Here is an 18,947-nt window from a genome sequence, read left to right as displayed (position 1 = left end):
AAAAAAATCCCCCGCGCCGCAAGGCATTCGGGGGATTTTTCATGTACGGGCATCAGCCCGCAGCGATCAGAAGTCCATGCTGGCCGACAGCGAGAACGTGCGCGGACCGCCCAGGACGAGGTAGCCGTTGCCCGGATAGCCGCCCACCGACGACCAGTAGTTGCGGTTGGCGATGTTGTCGACGCGGGCGCGCAGCGTCACGACGTGGCCGTCCACGTCCATCATGTAGCGCAGGCCGGCGTCAAAGCGCGTCCAGCCGGGAACCTTGAGCGTGTTGGCGTCATCGGCATACGACGAGCCGGTGTAGACCACGCGGCCATCGATGGCCAGGCCTTCCACGCCCGGGATGTCCCATTCCACGCCCATGTTGGCCTGGAAGCGCGGCACGCCGATCACGCGGTTGCCGTTCAGCGAGGCGGTGCCGGTCTTGACCTGCTTGGCATCCAGCCAGGTCAGGCCGCCCAGGAGACGCACGCTGCGCACGGGCTCGCCGAAGACGGTCAGTTCGACGCCTTGGTGGCGGTCTTCGCCCGAATTGGTCAGCTCGTTGCTGGCGTTGTAGGCCGCGCGCGGCTTGTCGGTCGAGAAGAACGCCAGGCCGCCGCCGAGGCTCTCGCCTTCGTACTTCACGCCCACTTCCTTCTGCTTGGACACGAAGGGCGGCAGGCTCTGGCCAACGTTCGGCACGGGACGGCCGCCTGCCGTCGCAGGCGCGGTCGGGCCGGCAACCAAGGCTTCGATGTAGTTGGCATACAGCGAAACGCTCGGCGCCACCTTGAACACCAGACCGAAGGCCGGCGAATTGTGGCTGGCGTCGTAGGCGCCGCTTTCCGCGCCGGTGTTGTAGGCGTAGTCACGTTGCGACATGCGCTGATGACGAATGCCGGCGGTGAACAGCACCTTGTCGTCAAGGAAGGACATCGTGTCGCCGATGGCATAGCTGCTCAGGCGGGTACGGCCTTGCAACGCGGGGTTGTCCAGATCGTTGCCGCGCAGCGCGCCGGCACTGAATGCAGGCTTGTCGTACGAGATGGGATCGTAGATGTTCGTGGGGAACGTGTTGCGGAAGTCCATCACGTACGCGTTCTTCTTCTTCAGATCGAACCACGAGGCCGACACGACGAATTCGTGACCCACGGGACCGGTGCGCAACTTGCCGCGCAGGCCGATTTCTCCCGTGTTGACGCTGTCTTCGCGGGTGTTGTCGAAGCGGTAGAAATTGCCGGCGCCGGTGCTGCCATTGGTGAGCGTGATGTTGCCCAGCGAATTGGCTTCGTCGCTACGGCGCATGCCGAACGCGCCGTACGCGGTCAGCTTGTCGCTGAAGTCATGTTCGGCGCGCAACGTGCCGAAGACGTCGCGCTCGTTGGAATAGGTCCACGGCTGCGCATAGTTCGAGCTGGCGTCCGGCGCATCGGGCACGGTCGTGACACCGGCGCCCAGCGTCACGTTGGGACGCGGACGCTTGAGCTTGTTTTCCTGCCAGCCGATGTCGGCGGACAGGCGCGTGTCGGCCGACCGCCAGTCCAGGCCCAGCGAAACGACGCTGGTGCGGCTGTGTTCGTCATCGATCGCCGTGTCGCCGCTGCGTTGTGCGGCGTTCAGGCGGATGCCGGTACTGTCATCCGGGCCGAAGCGGCGCGCGATGTCGGTGGAAAGCTGGAATTGGCCGCCGCTGGAAACGCCCGTGGTGACGCGCGTCAGCGGTTCGTTCGGCGCGCGCTTGGGCACCAGGTTGATCACGCCGCCGATGCCGCCGCCGCCGGGCGTCGCGCCCGTCAGGAAGGCGGTTGCGCCGCGGAGCACTTCCACGCGCTCGAACAGTTCGGTGGCAATGTATTGGCGGGGAAGCAGGCTGTAGAGGCCGTTGTAGGCCACATCATCCGAGCTCAGGATGAAGCCGCGAATGAAGTACGACTCCTGGAAATTACCGAAGCCGCGCGCCACGCGCACGCCCGAGTCGTTCTGCAGCACATCGCCCACGCTCTTCGCCTGACGATCCTGGATCAGCTCATTCGTGTAGCTGGTCACGCTGAACGGCGTGTTCATGAAATCCTCGGTGCCGAGGATGCCGACACGGCCGCCGCGGGCCACCTGGCCGCCCGCGAACGGCGCCGACAGGCCGCCGGCGGACGCGTCAGCGCTCGCCTCGACCCGGATGGCGTCCATCGAGGTCACGGGACCGCTGGTCGTGGCGGGCTGGGTCGTCTGGGGGGCTGTCTGGGGCGCGGTCTGGGCGTGGACGGCGCCAAAGCACGGCAGCGCGGCGGCCATGCAAGCGAGAGTTCTGATTTTCATAGGGGGACGCTGGTGGTGCGGAAACAAGCTCCGCGGTGCGGTGGGGAGATCCGCTTGAGAGATCTGACGCGCTAGATGTTACCAAAAGAGAATCGTTCTCATTGCGTCCCTCAAGAAGAATCCGTGTCCAACGTTGCGGCTGAACAACAGATTCCGTCCTGATTCAGCAGATGCTCAATGCATCTTCCGCCGCCGGGCTCTCCACGGCGTCGTATGCCGTCAGCGCCTCGGCTAGGGCCGCATCGGCAGCCGGCGTGATGCCGGCGCCCTGCTCCGACGCCGCCACGACGGCGGGGCCGGCCACCAGCACAAAATGAACGGGCACCTTGCCCGCCATAAGCAGCAGCACGCCTTCTTCACCATCCGGCGTGGCGCTGGCGGCAGCGGCGGAACCGGCGGGCAGCACCGCAAAGTCCGGATCGCCCCCCGCCACCTTGGGCAGCGGCGGCCCGCCCTTGCTACGGTGCCTGGCGCGCACGCCCAAGTCGCCCTGCACCGCATAGAACCAGGCATTCCAGCCAGGTGGCATGGGCAGGAGCGTCGTCGCGCCCGGCCGCAGCCAGCCGTCCAGGATCAGCAGCGGTTCGGGCGTGCACAAGGGCGATTCAAGACCGGCATAGCTGCCCGCCACCACGCGCACCTTGCCCGAGGGGGTCTGGATGACCGGCATGTCCGCAGCGCGCAGCAACGACGTAGACGGCGGCAGGGACTTCAGATGCGCCGGGTGGTCGATGAAGATCTGCAGTCCGTGCAGCGTGGCGTCGCCCGCCGGCCGCTGCGCGTGCACGATGCCTCGCCCGGCTTGTGTCCACTGCAGGTCGCCCGCGCGGATTTCGCGATTGTTCTCGATGCCTTCCAGGCTCTGCATGACGCCCGTACTGTCTTCCAGCAGCAGCGTCGCGGCGCTGACGCCGGCGTGCGTATGTGGCTCAAACGTGGGACCCGTCATGACGAAGTGGTCCACCAGCACCACGGGCGACATGCCCCCCGAAAAATCGGTATGGCGGAACTGACGGATGGTGCAGGCGTCGCCCAGGTAGCGGCTGGATCCGGCGATGACGGCGCTGAGATGAAGAGTCAAAAAGTGCTGCCTTGCTGTTTGCTGAACATGTATTGCGGCGACAGCTTATGAGGTCGGCCCGCCGGACAGTAGGGGCCAATTTCAGGAATAATTGTCCCGGCTGTCAGGACAATGCCATCAAATTTTCGAATTTCTCCTATTAAAACGCTGTATGCCTAACTACGTTCATCGCCTTGAAGACCTGCTGCTTTTCAGCGAAGTAGTCGAAAAAGGTGGCTTCTCGGCGGCCGCACGTGTGTTGAATATGCAACGTTCCAAGCTCAGCCGCCGGGTTGCGGAGCTTGAAGCGCGCCTGGGCGTGCGGCTGCTTCAACGCAATACGCGCCGTGTGTCGCTGACGCCGATGGGCGAACAGATACATGCCCACGCCCAGGCGCTGGCCCGCGAAGCGCGCAGCGTCTTCGATCTGGCTGCGTCGATGGGCGATGCGCCAGCCGGCATGCTGCGCATCACCGCGCCGGCGCCGCTTGCGACGCGGGTGTTGGGCGGACTGGTCGCCCGTTTCTGCGCGGACCATCCCCGCGTGCGGGTGCTGCTGGATACCCGCGACCAGATCATCGATCTGGTCGGTGAAGGCTACGACCTGGCGTTCCGCGCCCAGGCGTCTTCGCTCACGGATGCCAAGCTCAATGCGCTGGAAATTGCCCCAGTGCCGCTGGCGCTGGTGTGCAGCCCTGCGATGGCCAGATCCGCACCGCGCCACCCGCGCGATCTGGCTACCCTGCCCCTGCTGGCCCACGGCACGCAGGATAGCCCGCACACCTGGCGGCTGACCGGGCCGGGCGGTGAAATGCAGTCAGTGGAGTTCCAGCCGCGCAGCCTGAGCAGCAATATGGACACGCTGCGCGCAATGGCCGGCGCGGGGCTGGGCGTGGCGCTGGTCCCGCGCTATCTGTGCGGCCCTGAACTCGACCAAGGCGGTCTGGCGCATATCCTGCCCAGCTGGTCGGCGGCGCCCGCGCGAATCTACGCCGTCATGCCCGCGCGCTGCGGCGAGCCGCTGGCGTTGAAACGATTTCTTGAATACGTGGCGGCGGAGCTGCCGGCGCGCCTGATCTAAGGGCCATTCTTGCGCGCGCAGGGTCTTGCAGGCTTGGCGCGCGTCCGCCAAAGTAAGGGTTTCGCCGAATCCGGACCGGTCTGGGTCGATAAAGGGCCGGAACTTTGACGCGTCGCCCAAGTCTTATATAAGATATAAGACATAAACCAAGATATAGACCCTCGGCAAACTTGTCCAAGAGACAATGACAAACCTGCCGAAACGCCTGAAAATGCCGCCTTCAGCCTGGGCAAAACCACGGAGTCCATCATGCCGCACAACACCCTAGACACACTCAAGAATTTCAAGATCGGCAACAAGTCCTGTCAGTTCTACTCGCTGCCGGCGCTGGGCAAATCGCTCGGCATCGACGTGCAGCGGCTGCCGGTCTCCATCCGCATCGTGCTGGAATCCGTGCTGCGCAACTGCGATGGCAAGAAAGTCACCGAAGAACACGTGCGGCAGCTCGCCAACTGGCAGGCCAACGCCAAGCGCGAAGACGAAATTCCCTTTGTGGTCGCCCGGGTCGTGCTGCAGGACTTCACCGGTGTGCCGCTGTTGGCCGACATCGCGGCCATGCGCTCGGTTGCCGACAAGATGGGCAAGAGTCCCAAGAGCATCGAACCCCTGGTGCCCGTGGACCTGGTGGTGGACCACTCGGTCATGATCGACTACTTCGGCACCAAGAACGCGCTGGACCTGAACATGAAGCTGGAGTTCAAGCGCAACCAGGAGCGCTACCAGTTCATGAAGTGGGGCATGCAGGCGTTCGACACCTTCGGCGTCGTGCCGCCGGGCTTCGGCATCGTCCACCAGGTCAACCTGGAATACCTGGCGCGCGGTGTGCACCAGGACAAGAAGAACAACGTCTTCTACCCCGATTCGCTGGTGGGCACCGACAGCCACACCACCATGATCAACGGCATCGGCGTGGTCGGCTGGGGCGTGGGCGGCATCGAAGCCGAAGCCGGCATGCTGGGCCAGCCCGTGTACTTCCTGACGCCCGATGTGGTGGGTGTCGAGCTCAAGGGCCAACTGCGCGGCGGCGTCACTGCCACCGACCTGGTGCTGACCATCACCGAAATGCTGCGCCGTGAAAAGGTGGTGGGCAAGTTCGTCGAATTCTGCGGCGAAGGCACCGCCAGCCTGACCGTGGCCGAACGCGCCACCATCGGCAACATGGCGCCCGAGTACGGCGCCACCATGGGCTTCTTCCCGGTCGACGAACGCACCATCGACTACTTCCGCGGCACCGGCCGCACCGAAGAGGAAATCGCTGCCTTCGAGGCCTATTTCAAGGCGCAGAAGATGTTCGGCGTTCCCGCGGCCCAGGACATCAATTTCACCAAGCTGCTGACGCTGGACCTGTCCACCGTCGCCCCGTCGCTGGCTGGCCCCAAGCGTCCGCAGGACCGCATCGAGATCGGCAACGTCAAGAACACGTTCATCGACCTGTTCTCCAAGCCGGTCGCCGAAAACGGCTTCAACCAGCCCGCCGAAAAGCTGGATCAGACCTTCACCACCAGCACCGGCACCAAGGTCAAGAACGGCGACATCCTGATCGCCGCCATCACGTCCTGCACCAACACGTCCAACCCCAGCGTGCTGCTGGCGGCGGGCCTGTTGGCCAAGAAGGCCGTGGAAGCCGGCCTGACAGTGCCCAAGCACATCAAGACCTCGCTGGCCCCCGGATCGCGCGTGGTCACCGAATACCTGACCAAGACGGGCCTCCTTCCCTACCTGGAAAAGCTGGGCTTCGACGTGGCGGCCTACGGCTGCACGACCTGCATCGGCAACGCCGGCGACCTAACGGCTGACCTGAACGAAGCCATCACCAGCAACGACCTCGTTTGCTCGGCAGTGCTCTCGGGCAACCGCAACTTCGAGGCGCGCATCCACCCAAACATCAAGGCCAACTTCCTGGCTTCGCCGCCGCTGGTCGTGGCCTACGCCCTGGCCGGCACCGTCACGCGCGACCTGATGACCGAGCCCGTCGGCCGCGGCAAGAATGGCGACGTGTGGCTGGGCAACATCTGGCCGACCACCGAGGAAATCGACGCGCTCCTGAAGTACGCGCTGGACCCCGAGGCCTTCGAGGCCAACTACGGCCAGGTCAAGAGCAACCCCGGCAAGCTGTGGGAAAACATCAAGGGCGTCACGGGTGATACCTACAACTGGCCCGACTCCACGTACATCGCCGAACCGCCCTTCTTCGAAGGTTTCGGCATGACGCCGGGCGCGATGCCCACGGTCAAGGGCGCGCGCGCGCTGGGCGTGTTCGGCGACTCGGTCACCACCGACCACATCTCGCCCGCCGGCTCCATCAAGGAAAGCTCGCCCGCCGGCAAGTGGCTGAAGGAAAACGGCGTCATGAAGGCCGACTTCAACAGCTACGGTTCGCGCCGCGGCAACCATGAAATCATGATGCGCGGCACCTTCGCCAACGTGCGCATCAAGAACCTCATGATTCCCGCGCTGCCGGACGGCAGCCGCTTCGAAGGCGGCGAAACCCTGTTCCAGCCCACCGGCGAACAGATGTCGATCTACGACGCCGCCATGAAGTACGTCGCGGCCGGCACGCCCACCGTGGTGTTCGGCGGCGAAGAATACGGCACCGGCTCGTCGCGCGACTGGGCCGCCAAGGGCACCCAGCTGCTCGGCGTCAAGGCGGTCATCACGCGCAGCTTCGAGCGCATCCACCGCAGCAACCTGGTGGGCATGGGCGTGCTGCCCCTGCAGTTCAAGGGCAACGACAGTGTGCAGTCGCTGGGCATCACCGGCGAAGAAACGTACGACATCTCGGGCCTGGAAAACGGCATCAAGCCGATGCAGGACGTGACGTTGACGATCACGCGCAAGGACGGTTCGAAGCAGGACGTGACCGTGCTGCTGCGTATCGACACGCCGATCGAGGTCGATTATTACCAGCACGGCGGGATCCTACCGTTTGTGTTGCGCCAGCTGCTTGCTGCCTGATCGTCAACGGCTGCAGCGCAGTAAGAACGCCCCGGGACCTTGCGGTTCCGGGGCGTTTTTCATGGGCGGCGGAGGTGTCTGACACCCTCCAGAGATATCTTCGGCTTGCCGCCGTTTCTCAACGGGTGTCAGACACCAGGTAATGGCGCGGGCTTAATCAAACTGATAGGCGTCCATCGCCAACGCCGCGTACGACACCTCGTCATTCAGCCGCCGCGCCTTCGTGCCGCCCGCGCCCAATGCCACATACAGCGGCATCAGATGATCGTCATGCGGATGCGCCTGCATCGCGCCAGGCGCCTGCGCCTGCCAATCCAGCAGCGCAGGCACGTCGTGATGCGCCAGCTTGTCCGCGTACCACGCCTGAAAGCCCGGCACGTACTCGGCCGCCGGCGCGTTCTGCGGCATGCGGACGTGGCGCAGGTTGTGCGTCAGCGACCCCGAACCGATGATCAGGATGTCTTCGTCGCGCAGGCGCGCCAGCGCGCGACCCAGTTCCATCTGTCCCGCCGCGTCGCGCCCCATGTCCAGTGACAGTTGCACAACCGGCACGTCCACATCCGGGTACAGATAGCGCAGCGGCACCCAGGCCCCGTGGTCCAACGGGCGCCGGGGATCACGATCGGCGGCGATGCCCGATTCGGCCAGCAGCGCCTGCACGCGCGCGGCCAGTTCGGGCGACCCGGGCGCGGCGTACTGCAGCGCGTAAAGCTCCTGCGGGAAGCCGCCGAAGTCGTGCCAGGCGACCTGCTGATCGCGGGTCGAGAGCGCCAGCCCCTCGCCCATCCAGTGCGGCGAAACGACCAGGATGCCGCGCGGCTTGCGGCCCTGCGCGGCGCTCCAGTCCGCTAGTGCGGGGCCGGTGCGGCCGGGCTCGACGGCGAGCATGGGAGAACCGTGGGATACGAAAAGCGTAGGCCAACGCATGGCTGTGCCTCCAGAAACAATAACGATGCCGTCATTGTCGGCCGATTCAAACGAGCAATAAACCCCCGGTCTCGGGATAATCTGTTGCCCGATAAGCATCAATGAAGACCGCGCGCGCTTGAGAATTCCGCCGTAGTCACGCCCCTACCGAACGGCGGCGGGGTCAGTCTGGTCGGAGTGCAATGGGCCATCACCCCGCCGAGGGTGCCGGGCGTTAAACTACGTCGTTACACACTGAATGGACGTTCCCCGAAGTTATGGCCCGATCCCGCAGCCAATCCGCTCCCCGCATGACCCGTGACGCTACCCGGCTGGTCGCGCTTGCCCAGGCGCTGAACCGCTCGGGCAGCCGCGTCGAAGACGTCTTCTGGGAGACCCAGCTTGGCGAAGCGATCCCGAAGCTGCTCAAGGCTGGCCAGGACGCCCCGCTCGAAGCGGCGCTGGACCACCTTGCCCAAAGCGACGTGGGCGCCTACGAAGTTCTGATCGAACAGGCCGAAACCCTGTCCGAATCGATGAAGATCGAGAAAAACGGCGTTCGCTACGACATCCTGCTGATCGTCGCGCCCATCGTCGCCTGGACCCGCTACGCCATTCCTACCGGCCCCATTTCGGCCAGCGCGCAGCAAGCCCTGCTGGCCCAGCTTCACGGGCATGTCCTGTCGAGCAATGCGCGCACCACGTTGATGCCGCTGCTGGTCAGCGTGGACCAGATGCCGCGCACGTTCTCCGAGACCTGGCAATGGCTGCAACGCCTGGGCTCGCAGGCGCTGGGCGCCGAGACCACCAAGCCGGCCCTGAACACCGACACCGAAACCGCGAACATGCTGGCCGACACGCGCTACATCGTCGGCACGGTCGCCGTGCCCGAAGGCGAGCCGATCTTCCGTTGGCAGGAAAAGCTGGGCGATGCCGACGCCAGCCGTGATGCCTGCCTGGCGCAATGGGCCGCGCAAGCGCAGCCCACGCTGGCCGCGCTGCTGCCGGGGTGCGGTTTCGAGGCCCTGCTGCCCGACGCCTACTACGTCAGCAACCGCGAAGCCGACCGTCAGGTGCGCCCGCTGTCGCTGCGCGCGGCGGTCAGCTGGCTGGAAGGCGCCGTCAACCTTGAAGCCTCGCAGCTCCGGGCCGTGGTGGCCGGCTGCGGCGAAGGCCGCATCGACGAATACCGCATCGGCTTTACCGCGCGCAGCAGCAACGACGTGTATTACGGCTGCGTGTGGCCTCTGTACGGCCGCGAGGAAGACCTGGTCATGGACGAAGGCCAGCCCGACGTGGTCGACGAAATCGCGGCACTGCTGAAGGAATACGGGGTCACCGACGTTCGCCGCATCCCCGGCGTGCTGCCGCCCGAGTACTGCGAGGACTGCGGCGCGCCCTACTTCCCGAATCCCCTGGGCGAACTGGTGCATGCCGAACTGCCCGAGGACGCCGAGGCCGCCCCCGCCCAGTTCCACTAGGCCAGCCATGCAAGCGGACATTTTCTGCCGGGTCGTCGACAACTACGGCGATATCGGCGTCTGCTGGCGTCTTGCGCGCCAGCTCGCGCGCGATTTCCGCTGGGATGTCCGCCTGTGGGTCGACGACCTGGCCAGCTTCTCGCACATCCAGCCCGGCATCTTGGCCGACGCCGCTCACCAGCAGTTGTCGGGCGTCGACGTCATGCATTGGTCCGATGCACCCGACGCCACGCTGCAGGCGCGCGACGTCGTGATCGAGGCGTTCGCGTGCGATCCGCCCGAGACCTTCGTCGCGTCCATGCGCCGCAGCCACCCCGTCTGGATCAACCTGGAATATCTGAGCGCCGAAGCGTGGGTCGAAAGCTGCCACGGGCTGCCGTCGCAGCGGCCGGACGGCCTGGTGAAGCACTTCTTTTTCCCGGGGTTTACGCCGGCCACGGGCGGCCTGCTGCGCGAACCGGCCCTGGCCGTGGAGCGCGAAGCGCTGCAGGGCTCGGCGGACATGCAGGACGCCTTCCTGCGCTCGGCCGGCGTGCCAGACGATGCGCTGGCGCTGCGGCGCAGTGGCGCGCGCACCGTGTCCCTGTTTTGCTATCCGTCGGCGCCGGTGGCCGAACTGGCCCAGGCCCTGGCGGCCGACACGCGCCCTACCCTGCTGCTGGTGCCGCAGGGCGTCGCGCCCGCGCTGGAAGCGGCCTGCCAGTCGGCTGGCGCGCCGCGCGTCGTCCGGTTGCCTTTTCTGGCGCAGCCCGATTACGACCGCCTGCTGTGGTGCGCGGACTTGAATTTCGTGCGTGGCGAAGATTCCTTCGTGCGGGCCGCCTGGGCCGCCCGGCCGCTGGTCTGGCAGATCTATCCCCAGGACGAAAACGTCCATCTTGAAAAGCTGGAAGCCTGGCTGGCGCGCTACCCGGCCCCCGAAATGGCGCATGCGCTGATCCGCGCCTGGAACGAGTCCGAACCCGGCCGCACGGCCCCGGCCGTCAGCGCCGCGCTGGCGCCCGACGCCTGGCGCGCGTGGTCCGACGCAGCCCTCGCCTGGAACGCCAGCCAGTCGGCCCTGCCCGGCCTGGCCGAAAATCTGGCCACGTTTTGCGCAGAGTTGGCCAAGAAACGTTAGAATAGAGAGTTTTCTGAGTTGCCCTGAATCTGTCGGGCCTCAACTATGACGCCTCCCGGGGTGTGCAAAGCCTCACGCGGCTTATGCAAGCACGGCGAGTGCACCCATCACCCCCGGAGTTTTATCGATGAAAACCGCTCAGGAATTGCGAGTCGGAAACGTGGTCATGGTCGGCAAGGATCCCCTCGTGGTCCAGAAGGCCGAATACAACAAGTCTGGCCGTAACGCCGCCGTGGTCAAGCTGAAGTTCAAGAACCTCTTGACCGCCTCGGCCAGCGAATCGGTCTACAAGGCCGACGAAAAGTTCGAAGTCGTTCAACTGGATCGCAAGGAATGCACGTATTCCTACTTCGGCGACCCGATGTACGTCTTCATGGACGAAGAGTACAACCAGTACGAAATCGAAGCCGAAAGCATGGGCGACGCGCTCAACTACCTGGAAGAAGCGATGCCCGTGGAAGTGGTCTTCTACGACGGCCGCGCCATCTCGGTTGAACTGCCCACCACGCTCGTGCGCGAAATCACCTACACCGAACCCGCCGTCCGTGGCGATACCTCGGGCAAGGTGACCAAGCCGGCCAAGATCAACACCGGCTACGAACTGAACGTGCCGCTGTTCTGCGCCATTGGCGACAAGATCGAAATCGACACCCGCACCAACGAATACCGCAGCCGCGTCAACAACTGATCCGGCCCAGCGCAAAAAAGCCAGACCTATTTCGGTCTGGCTTTTTTTTGGGCGGTGGGTGGCAAGGTGTCTGACACCCTTTGAGACGCTGCTTCAAACTGCAGATCATCTAGCCAGGAGAGCCGGACACCTCGGCCCGCTATTGCAATCGTTCGTCGTCCAGAAAATCCGGGACCGCCATGACTTCGATGCCGTCCTCGGCCAGGGCTTCGCGTTCTTCCACCGTGGCGGTGCCGCGGATGGGGCGGTCGTCGGCGTCGCCTTCGTGGATGCGGCGCGCTTCTTCGGCGAAGCGGGGGCCGACGTTTTCGGTGCTGCGCACCAGCGCGCGAACCTGGCGCATGACGGCGGCCTGCAGGGCCGCCATCTTTTCCGCGTCGGACGCGCCGGCCGGCACGAGCGGCTGGGCCGCGGGCGCGTGCAGGTGGGCGACATTCAAACGGGGAGCGGACAGGCGCTTGGTGATGGTGGCCGACCCGCAGACGGGGCACGTGACAAGGCCGCGCGCTTGCTGCGCGTCGTAGTCTTCGTGCGACCCGAACCACCCTTCAAAGATGTGGTCGTGGTCGCACTGGAGGTCAAAAACTTTCAGAGCCATGGCGTCTATATGGGGTGCAACGCCCAGAGTACAAGAAGGCGTGCTACTTGGCCCGGGTTTGCGCTGCCGGATTGCCGACCTGTGCCTGTTGCGCCTGCAAGGCGTCGATCTGACGCTGCAGGTCGCGCAGTTGCTGGCGCACGTCCTTCTGCTGTCCGGCCAGCGCCGTGGCTTCCTCGCGTGATTGCTGCTGACGCGCCGCGACCTGCTCTTCCTGCTGCAGCCGCACGGTGCGGTCAGCTTGCAGCGCGCTCAGTTCGGCGCTGCGGCTGGCCAGCAGTTTTTCGGCATGCGCGTTTTCGGCCTGCATCTTGATGCGCTTGATGTCCACTTCGGCGAGCTCGGCGGACTGCGCGACGAACGCGCGATACGTGGCTTCGGCCTGCTTGTCGGACTTGGTCTTGATCACGCGCCAGAAGTCCTTCTGCTGGAACAGCGCGACGTAATACGTCAGGTCGTCGGGCTTGAACAACAGGCTGGCGCCGTAGGTGCCGTTGTAGGCCGTGCGCAGCTCCGACACCTGGCGGTTCTGGATCAGGCTTTGCAGCTCCGACACCGTGGAGGCCGGACGCGCAGCCGGCGGCGGCGCGGGCGGTGTCACGGGCGTGGAGGCGGCCTGCGTGTCCTCGACCTGTTTAACCGTGGGCCGGGGCGGTTCCGGCTGCGCGCTGGCGCAAGCGGCCAGACTTGTCAGGACCGAGCCCAACAACGCCACGCGGGTGGCGCCACGGATAAATTGGACGTTCATATTCACCCCAAAAAAACGGTTGCGGAACTATATCAATTTATTTCTGCCGACAGAGCAATGCTCGTCTGATTCGGCTTCGAAACTGTGGCCCCGTACGGGCCATTCCCTATTGCGGGTTCAAGTCGTCTCGGCAAGGCCGTCGGCCGATTCGTTCTGCGCGGCGCCCAAGTGCAGCTTGCGCATCTTTTCCCATAGCACCTTGCGGCTGATGCCGAGCGTGTGCGCGGTGTCCTGACGGCGCCAGCCATTGGCTTCCAGCGCCGCGAGCACGCGTTCGCGTTCGGCGCGTTCGGCATCGGTGAAGCTGGCGGGATCGAATCGCACAGCCGCCGTGCCGGCCAGCCGAAGCGGTTCGGCCAATTGATCGAAGATGCGCTCGATGCGCGGCTGGTCCCAGGCCTGGAACTGTCGCCGCACGATGGCCACGCGCTCGGCCACGTTGGACAGTTCGCGCACGTTGCCCTCGTAACGCGTGCGCGCCACGCGGTCCAGCAGCCATGGCGGGGGCTCGTCCTGCACGCCCTGGCTCAGCAGCAAGGCGCGAAAGATCGCCGCCTTCTCGTGCGGACCGCGCTGCTCCAGATTGGGAATGCGCAGCTCGATGACCGCCAGCCGGTAATACAGATCCGCGCGGAATTCGCCCTGCCCCACCAGCATCCGAAGATCCTTGTTGGTGGCGGCAACCAGACGAAAGTCCACCGGCACCTCCGCCGTTGAACCCAGCCGCGTCACCGTGTTCTGTTCCAGCACCCGCAACAGCTTGACCTGCTGGTACAGCGGCAGATCGCCGATCTCGTCCAGGAACAGCGTGCCGCCGTGCGCCTGCTCGAAATACCCTTTGTGCGCACCGATTGCACCCGTGAACGCGCCCTTCGCGTGGCCAAAGAAATGCGCTTCGAAGAGGCCTTCGGGGATGGCGCCGCAATTGACCGCCACGAACGGACCCGCGCGCCATGCGGCCTCGTCATGCAGCAGGCGCGCGATACGCTCCTTGCCCACGCCGGTTTCGCCGTGGATCAGCACATTGCTGCGGCAGTCCGCGTAGACCCCGGCTTCGGCCAGCAGGTCCTGCATGGCCGCGGATACGGCGATCAGCGGCTGCTCGCGCCGGGGCGCCGCGCGGTCCAGCTGGTTCAGCGTGCCCAGCAATTCCGTCAGCAACTTGCGCAGGTCCGCGCTGGTAAAGGACAGCGGCAGCGTATACGAGTATTCCGGCGGGTAGAAGCGCGGATCGCGCCCTCGCGCCTCCGCCGCCACCCAGATGACCGGCATGCCTTGCGCCGCCAGCCAGTCGTAGCCGCCGAAGCGCTTGTCGCCCATCACGGACACGGACACCAGCGCCACCGCGCGCCGCGACACGTCGCGTGGCGGCGGGAACGCCGTGCCGGCGTCGGCCCGGATCAGCGACACGTCCATGCCGGCCAGACAGCGTTCGGCGCGGCTGGCGATGTCGGAGGCGCCTTCCCAGACGTACACGTCAAAATCTTCGCGCGCGAAATTCTCGCTCATCGCTTGGCCCATGCGGGAGGGAAGGAAATGGAATTCAGGAGCGTTGTCATCAGTACACCAGGCGGGGTTTGCCGCAATCCACGGATATCAGGGCGACGTCGGTCTGGCCCACGCTCAGGCCCAGCACATCGAGCAATTGCTGCAGCGCCACGGACAGCGAGCTGAGCAAGGGGTCCAGCAGCACCATGACGACCGACAGCACGCCGCCGACCTGGCCGCTGCCGTTCAGGGCCAGCGTGCCGACCGCGTTGACCCGGCACTGCCGGATCGCATCCGGCGTCAGCGCCAGCGCGCACGTCACATCGCTGATGGGCGCCAGCAGCAGCGAGTTCAGAATGCCGCCCACCAGTTGCAGCGTGCCGCCCAGCACCCCGGTCAGGCCGCCGGTAGTCAAGCGCGCGCTCAACTGGTCCATCGCGGTCTTGGACCACTGCATGTCGTTGACCACCTTGGAGATCGTCTTGCCCGCGTTGTTCTTGTCGCCGCCCACCAACTGGGTCGCCAGGTCCTTGCGCTGCGCTTCGGTCAATGGCGTGCCGGTGTTGAAAAGGTCGCCCAGGATGCCGCCGATCAGCGCGTCCGTGAGGTTGGCGGCCAGCTTGGACAGGTTTACGTTCGTGGCGTTGACGGTGGCCGTGGCGTTGGGCGATGGCGGCTCGGTCAGCGTGACCGAAACGGGCGCCGTCGAACTGAACACCGGCAGCGTTACCCGCGCCGTGAGCGGCAGGATGCCCAGCACGTTCAGGACCTGATGGCGGCCGATTGCGGTGAACGCGCTCGGTTCGCAGCGATTGGTAAGCGACTGGAAGTTTGCGGCGCTGCTGTCCGTGGCCGACTTCATGCCGGGAAAGCGCCCCAGGCAGACGCTTGCTGCGGCCGACGTCACGTCGATCACCGCCTGGTTTTCCTGCAGCGGCGCCTCGCACAGCTTGCGCAGCGTACCCGTCGATTGCGCCACGTCGATGATGATGGGCAGGTCCACCTTGGTGTTCAGGGTGTTGGCCAGCAAGGGGCCGACCAGCGGAATGTTGGTGGTGTTGACGCGCAGATAGACGCGAATCCCGGCGCTGATCGCCTGCGTGCCCACGCCGCCCACGCCCACGGACGGCGGCTCGACGATGCGAACACGTGCGTCCAGGCCAAGCAAGGGCACACTCAGTCCCAGATTGATCAGGTTGCTGCCGTTGGCGATGACCAAGGCGGTTTCCAGGATGTTGAGCGCGTTGACCTCGGCCTGCAATGCGGCGCTGGCGTCGCCGCCCGCGACGTGCAGATCCAGCACACCGCCGTCGCCCAGCAGTTTCACCGGCAGGTTCAGCGGCATCACGGCCAGGACGGTGTTGATGGCGTTGCGCAGCAGCGCCACGTCGGCGGTGGCCGTTGCCTGTTTGTCGATGACGCTGAGCGTCGCGTTCAGCAACTGGCCCAGCGTCAGGGTGTTGAGCGCGGCCAATTGTTCGGGCGTGCCCACGCCGGCCACGGCCGACAGCGGCAGGCCCAGCGCTTCCAGCAGACCGGCCGGCGTGATGTTGACGTTGGCCAGCCCCGCGGCATCCAGCACGTCCAGTTGCGACGGCGAAGCACCCGCCGTCGCCAACAGCTGCGACAGCAACCCGCCGCGCTCCAGCCGCAGGAGGCGCGATCCCACCGTGAAGGCGGCCACCGGCGGCGTGCGGGTCGCCACCGCCGCGGCCGACGCCGTGACGCCGTCCACGCCGGGGACCAGATTGGCCAGCTGCTTGCGCACCGCCACCCGCACCGCGTTGTAGGCCTGCCCGCCCGCCGCGTCGAACACGTGCATGCCGCTGGCGTCGGACCGCGCCGGATCCCACACCTTGCACTCCACCGTCAGGTCGGCGGCCGTGAACGTGTCAAGAATGTCCGGCAGATTGGCCAGGGCGGATGCGCGGCCTGCGGCGGCGGCGCGCGTGCAGTCCGCGCTGGCGCCCAGATTCAGGACCTGCACCGCCGACAACGCGGCCAGATCCGCCGCCTTCTGCATCTCGCGCTTCATGTAGGCCCCGTAGCCCAACTGCAGCACGCCCAGCAACACCACCGCCACCAGCACCGCGAACACGGCGGCGACGGTCATGCTGCCGCGTTGCCGCGGCGGCGGAGGGAAACGTTGATGGCCGGCTGACATGCGCTTGCGACTCCGTCTGGGCATGCGGCGGGAGCGCCCCGCCGAGGGGAGCTATTGGACGTTGGGGATTTCCACGTTCCGGTCGAACCACACGGGAATGGGCTGCTTGAAGCTTTCCACGTAGCGGTTCCACGCGGCCGTGGAGACCGGCCCCAGCACGGGCAACGCATTGCCGGCCCGCCGTCCGTCGGCCTGCGCGGCAAGCAGCCCGCGCGTCACGTCGCCGAAGGCCTCCGGCGCGGCGGGGGCCGAAGAGGCGGCCGATGCCGTCGTCGCCGTTGCTGCCGCCGGCGCCGCCGGCATCGGCGTCTGCACCTGCTGCACCACCGGCCTGTTCGGCATGGCGGTCGGGGACGCCGCGGCGCCCGGCACGGCGGACATGCCGCCCGTCAACGGCGCATTCGTCTGCGCGTGTGCCGCAGAAGGCGCCATCGCGGCGCAGGCCAGCATCAAAAGCGCGTGCGGAAGGGAACGGATCATGGCGGATTTCCTGAACATTGGGTTAGCGCACGATGGGACCATTGCCCAGCCCTTCCATCAGCGGGCTCATCCTGGGCAACACAACCTGCTCGCCGCTGGACACCCGGGTGGCCGACGCGGAAGACGCGCTGGGCGCGGGCGCCAACTGGCCACGAATCTCGGCGGCCATGCGCAGCACCTGCCCACGCGCCTCCTCGCCCAGTTGCGCGCGCGCCATCACCTGCTGCGCGCGCAGCGCATCGCCCTCCACCAGCAGCAGCACCGCCAGATTCGCCAGCACCTTGCCGCTATCGGGCGTCAACTCGGCCGCCTGCCCCAGCGGCACGCGCGCGCCCGCCGGATCGCCCGCGCGCAGCCGCGCATAGCCCAGGTCGCCGAGGATCCGCGCGTCCATGGGCGACTGCCGGGCCGCCCGCCCCAGGTAGTCCGCCGCCTGGTCGAACTGCCCGCGCCCGCCGGCGATGAGGCCCAGGCCATGCCAGCCCTCGGCCGCCTGATCGGTGGTGGTCAACGCGCGGTAGGCCGCTTCGCTCAACGCGGTCTGGCCGGTCTGGCGCAGCGCCTCGGCGCGCAGGACGGCCACGCGCGGATCATTGCCGAACTTCTGCTGAAAGCCATCGATATACGCCAGCGACGCGAAGTAGCGGTCCTGCCGCTGCGCCTCGACGATCAGGGACAGCATCAGCTCCGGCTCCTTGGGCCGCCGCTTGTTTTCGGCCTCGTCCTCCTGCTGCCGCATCAGCGCCTGCTCCTGCTGCTGTTGCTGGATCAGTTGCCAGGCGGATTCCGCCTTGTTGGTCTGGCATCCGGCAAGACCCGCGCCAATGACCAGCGCCGTGACCACAAGCCCCCAGCGCGACCGGTTTTCCATTCTTCCGTCCATCACATCCCTCCCATGCGCGACAAGCCGCGCAACACCGCGATAAACCCCGCGCCGCCCGTCACGATCAACAGGGCGGGCAGCAGCGTCACGATCATGACGCCGGTCATCTTGACCGTGGTCTTGCCCACCTTCTCTTTCAGCTCCAGGCGCCGCTTGTCCCGCAGGCGCTCGCCGAAGCGGTTGAGCGGCTCCTGCACGGCGCCTCCGTGCTGATCCACCTGCGCGATCAGGCGGCAGATGGCGGACAGGTCGTCGTTGTCAAAACCCGTGGCCATGCGGGCCAGCGATTGTTCGCGCGTGCGCCCGCGCACATACAGTTCCGAAGCCAGCCGCAATTCCGAAGCCAGCACCGGCAGCACCTGGCCGAACTCCTTGACCAGGACCTGCAGGCTCTGGTCGATCGACAAGCCGACGCCCTGCAAGAGACGCAACAGGTCGATCAGCAAAGGCAGCTCGTCGGCGGCCTGACGGCGGCGGCGCGCCAGGCGGCGCTGCACGATCCACTTGGGCAGCATGTAGCCGATGGCGAACGCCACGAATCCCGCGACAAACGCGCGCAACGGCATCTGCGGCAACTGCTTGTGCCAGTCCAGCAGAATCACAGCCACCGGCAAGAGCAGCGCCAGGCCAAACCTGACCAGCACGAAGCGCGAACGCGCGGTGCCGGGCTGGGAGTAGCCAGCCATGTCGACCAGCTTGCGGTCTTCGGCGGCCAGCAGCGCGTCGGCGAGCCGGCCTTCGCTCAGGCGCTTGCCGAACGTATCGGCCACACGCGCCGCCGCGGCCAGCCTGCCGCGTCTTTCTTCTCTGGGCGCCGCCGATGCCGCTGCGCCTTCCCTCGCCGCCAGCGCCTGATCCACCACCTGGCGGCTGCGGTCCTGGCTGCGCAGGCGCCGCGCCATGCCCAGCCCCAGCACCACCAGACCCGCCGCCACCAGCATCAGCGCCATCGCCAGCACGGTGTTCGCGTTCAAGGATTGGAGGGTGTCCATGCGCC

The 18,947-nt window shown here is 66.2% G+C and carries 15 protein-coding genes; 5 read left to right on the top strand and 10 right to left on the bottom strand.

Going from position 1 to position 18,947, the window contains the following annotated elements; all coding sequences use genetic code 11:
* Positions 1 to 66: 66 nt before the first annotated feature.
* Positions 67 to 2,298, bottom strand: coding sequence for a TonB-dependent receptor (locus AC6CIE_RS01740; protein WP_218344621.1), 2,232 nt, complete (start codon positions 2,296 to 2,298; stop codon positions 67 to 69).
* A gap of 163 nt (positions 2,299 to 2,461) precedes the next feature.
* Entirely contained in the window at positions 2,462 to 3,379 is a 918-nt protein-coding gene (locus AC6CIE_RS01735; protein WP_286936069.1) for a pirin family protein, read from the bottom strand.
* 151 nt (positions 3,380 to 3,530) lie between these two features.
* Between AC6CIE_RS01735 and AC6CIE_RS01730 the strand changes: the two genes are divergently transcribed.
* Positions 3,531 to 4,439 (top strand): LysR substrate-binding domain-containing protein, encoded by a 909-nt coding sequence (locus AC6CIE_RS01730; RefSeq protein WP_498090899.1) that lies wholly within the window; start codon positions 3,531 to 3,533, stop codon positions 4,437 to 4,439.
* Between the two features lie 249 nt (positions 4,440 to 4,688).
* Positions 4,689 to 7,394: an aconitate hydratase AcnA gene (acnA, locus tag AC6CIE_RS01725; protein ID WP_175123665.1), complete on the top strand. Its 2,706-nt coding sequence runs from the start codon at positions 4,689 to 4,691 to the stop codon at positions 7,392 to 7,394.
* Between the two features lie 153 nt (positions 7,395 to 7,547).
* Here the strand turns inward: acnA and AC6CIE_RS01720 are convergent, their stop codons facing one another.
* Positions 7,548 to 8,321: a DODA-type extradiol aromatic ring-opening family dioxygenase gene (locus AC6CIE_RS01720; RefSeq protein ID WP_175123666.1), complete on the bottom strand. Its 774-nt coding sequence runs from the start codon at positions 8,319 to 8,321 to the stop codon at positions 7,548 to 7,550.
* A gap of 257 nt (positions 8,322 to 8,578) precedes the next feature.
* Here AC6CIE_RS01720 and AC6CIE_RS01715 point away from each other — a divergent pair, with 257 nt between their 5' ends.
* The 3 genes from AC6CIE_RS01715 to efp all read left to right on the top strand — a co-directional run bounded on the left by AC6CIE_RS01715 (position 8,579) and on the right by efp (position 11,589).
* The gene (locus AC6CIE_RS01715) at positions 8,579 to 9,781 is read left to right on the top strand and encodes a DUF2863 family protein (RefSeq protein WP_175183974.1); all 1,203 of its coding nucleotides are present in this window, start codon (positions 8,579 to 8,581) and stop codon (positions 9,779 to 9,781) included.
* 7 nt (positions 9,782 to 9,788) lie between these two features.
* Positions 9,789 to 10,901 carry an elongation factor P maturation arginine rhamnosyltransferase EarP gene (earP, locus tag AC6CIE_RS01710; protein WP_498090897.1) on the top strand — a complete coding sequence of 371 codons (1,113 nt, stop codon included), beginning with the start codon at positions 9,789 to 9,791 and terminating at the stop codon, positions 10,899 to 10,901.
* Between the two features lie 127 nt (positions 10,902 to 11,028).
* Positions 11,029 to 11,589, top strand: a complete 561-nt coding sequence (gene efp / locus AC6CIE_RS01705) for an elongation factor P (protein ID WP_006225610.1) — start codon at positions 11,029 to 11,031, stop codon at positions 11,587 to 11,589.
* 139 nt (positions 11,590 to 11,728) lie between these two features.
* On the opposite strand, the gene AC6CIE_RS01700 is transcribed toward efp, so the two are convergent.
* From AC6CIE_RS01700 to AC6CIE_RS01670, 7 genes are all read right to left on the bottom strand, one after another.
* The gene (locus AC6CIE_RS01700) at positions 11,729 to 12,187 is read right to left on the bottom strand and encodes a DUF1178 family protein (RefSeq protein ID WP_175123669.1); all 459 of its coding nucleotides are present in this window, start codon (positions 12,185 to 12,187) and stop codon (positions 11,729 to 11,731) included.
* Between the two features lie 43 nt (positions 12,188 to 12,230).
* Positions 12,231 to 12,935, bottom strand: coding sequence for a DUF2968 domain-containing protein (locus AC6CIE_RS01695; RefSeq protein WP_175123670.1), 705 nt, complete (start codon positions 12,933 to 12,935; stop codon positions 12,231 to 12,233).
* A gap of 117 nt (positions 12,936 to 13,052) precedes the next feature.
* Positions 13,053 to 14,444 (bottom strand): sigma 54-interacting transcriptional regulator, encoded by a 1,392-nt coding sequence (locus AC6CIE_RS01690; RefSeq protein WP_175123671.1) that lies wholly within the window; start codon positions 14,442 to 14,444, stop codon positions 13,053 to 13,055.
* 49 nt (positions 14,445 to 14,493) lie between these two features.
* The gene (locus AC6CIE_RS01685) at positions 14,494 to 16,536 is read right to left on the bottom strand and encodes a TadG family pilus assembly protein (protein WP_498090895.1); all 2,043 of its coding nucleotides are present in this window, start codon (positions 16,534 to 16,536) and stop codon (positions 14,494 to 14,496) included.
* A 102-nt stretch (positions 16,537 to 16,638) separates the two neighbouring features.
* Positions 16,639 to 17,067, bottom strand: a complete 429-nt coding sequence (locus AC6CIE_RS01680) for a DUF3613 domain-containing protein (RefSeq protein WP_498090893.1) — start codon at positions 17,065 to 17,067, stop codon at positions 16,639 to 16,641.
* Between the two features lie 22 nt (positions 17,068 to 17,089).
* Positions 17,090 to 17,938, bottom strand: a complete 849-nt coding sequence (locus tag AC6CIE_RS01675) for a tetratricopeptide repeat protein (RefSeq protein ID WP_498091546.1) — start codon at positions 17,936 to 17,938, stop codon at positions 17,090 to 17,092.
* A gap of 11 nt (positions 17,939 to 17,949) precedes the next feature.
* Complete coding sequence (locus AC6CIE_RS01670; protein ID WP_452001231.1) at positions 17,950 to 18,942, bottom strand: type II secretion system F family protein; 993 nt, start codon at positions 18,940 to 18,942, stop codon at positions 17,950 to 17,952.
* Between the last annotated feature and the right edge of the window lie 5 nt (positions 18,943 to 18,947).

It is taken from the genome of Achromobacter sp. GQ309 (assembly GCF_059759315.1).
Note: the sequence above shows the minus strand (reverse complement) of the source record. Positions and strands in the feature narration are given on the sequence as shown.

Coding starts and splice junctions, on each gene's coding strand:
- AC6CIE_RS01675 (WP_498091546.1), bottom strand. CDS start 17,938: ATGGAAAACCGGTCGCGCTGGGGGCTTGTGGTCACGGCGCTGGTCATT.
- AC6CIE_RS01715 (WP_175183974.1), top strand. CDS start 8,579: ATGGCCCGATCCCGCAGCCAATCCGCTCCCCGCATGACCCGTGACGCT.
- AC6CIE_RS01720 (WP_175123666.1), bottom strand. CDS start 8,321: ATGCGTTGGCCTACGCTTTTCGTATCCCACGGTTCTCCCATGCTCGCC.
- AC6CIE_RS01685 (WP_498090895.1), bottom strand. CDS start 16,536: ATGACCGTCGCCGCCGTGTTCGCGGTGCTGGTGGCGGTGGTGTTGCTG.
- AC6CIE_RS01695 (WP_175123670.1), bottom strand. CDS start 12,935: ATGAACGTCCAATTTATCCGTGGCGCCACCCGCGTGGCGTTGTTGGGC.
- earP (WP_498090897.1), top strand. CDS start 9,789: ATGCAAGCGGACATTTTCTGCCGGGTCGTCGACAACTACGGCGATATC.
- AC6CIE_RS01700 (WP_175123669.1), bottom strand. CDS start 12,187: ATGGCTCTGAAAGTTTTTGACCTCCAGTGCGACCACGACCACATCTTT.
- AC6CIE_RS01670 (WP_452001231.1), bottom strand. CDS start 18,942: ATGGACACCCTCCAATCCTTGAACGCGAACACCGTGCTGGCGATGGCG.
- AC6CIE_RS01730 (WP_498090899.1), top strand. CDS start 3,531: ATGCCTAACTACGTTCATCGCCTTGAAGACCTGCTGCTTTTCAGCGAA.
- AC6CIE_RS01690 (WP_175123671.1), bottom strand. CDS start 14,444: ATGAGCGAGAATTTCGCGCGCGAAGATTTTGACGTGTACGTCTGGGAA.
- AC6CIE_RS01680 (WP_498090893.1), bottom strand. CDS start 17,067: ATGATCCGTTCCCTTCCGCACGCGCTTTTGATGCTGGCCTGCGCCGCG.
- acnA (WP_175123665.1), top strand. CDS start 4,689: ATGCCGCACAACACCCTAGACACACTCAAGAATTTCAAGATCGGCAAC.
- efp (WP_006225610.1), top strand. CDS start 11,029: ATGAAAACCGCTCAGGAATTGCGAGTCGGAAACGTGGTCATGGTCGGC.
- AC6CIE_RS01740 (WP_218344621.1), bottom strand. CDS start 2,298: ATGAAAATCAGAACTCTCGCTTGCATGGCCGCCGCGCTGCCGTGCTTT.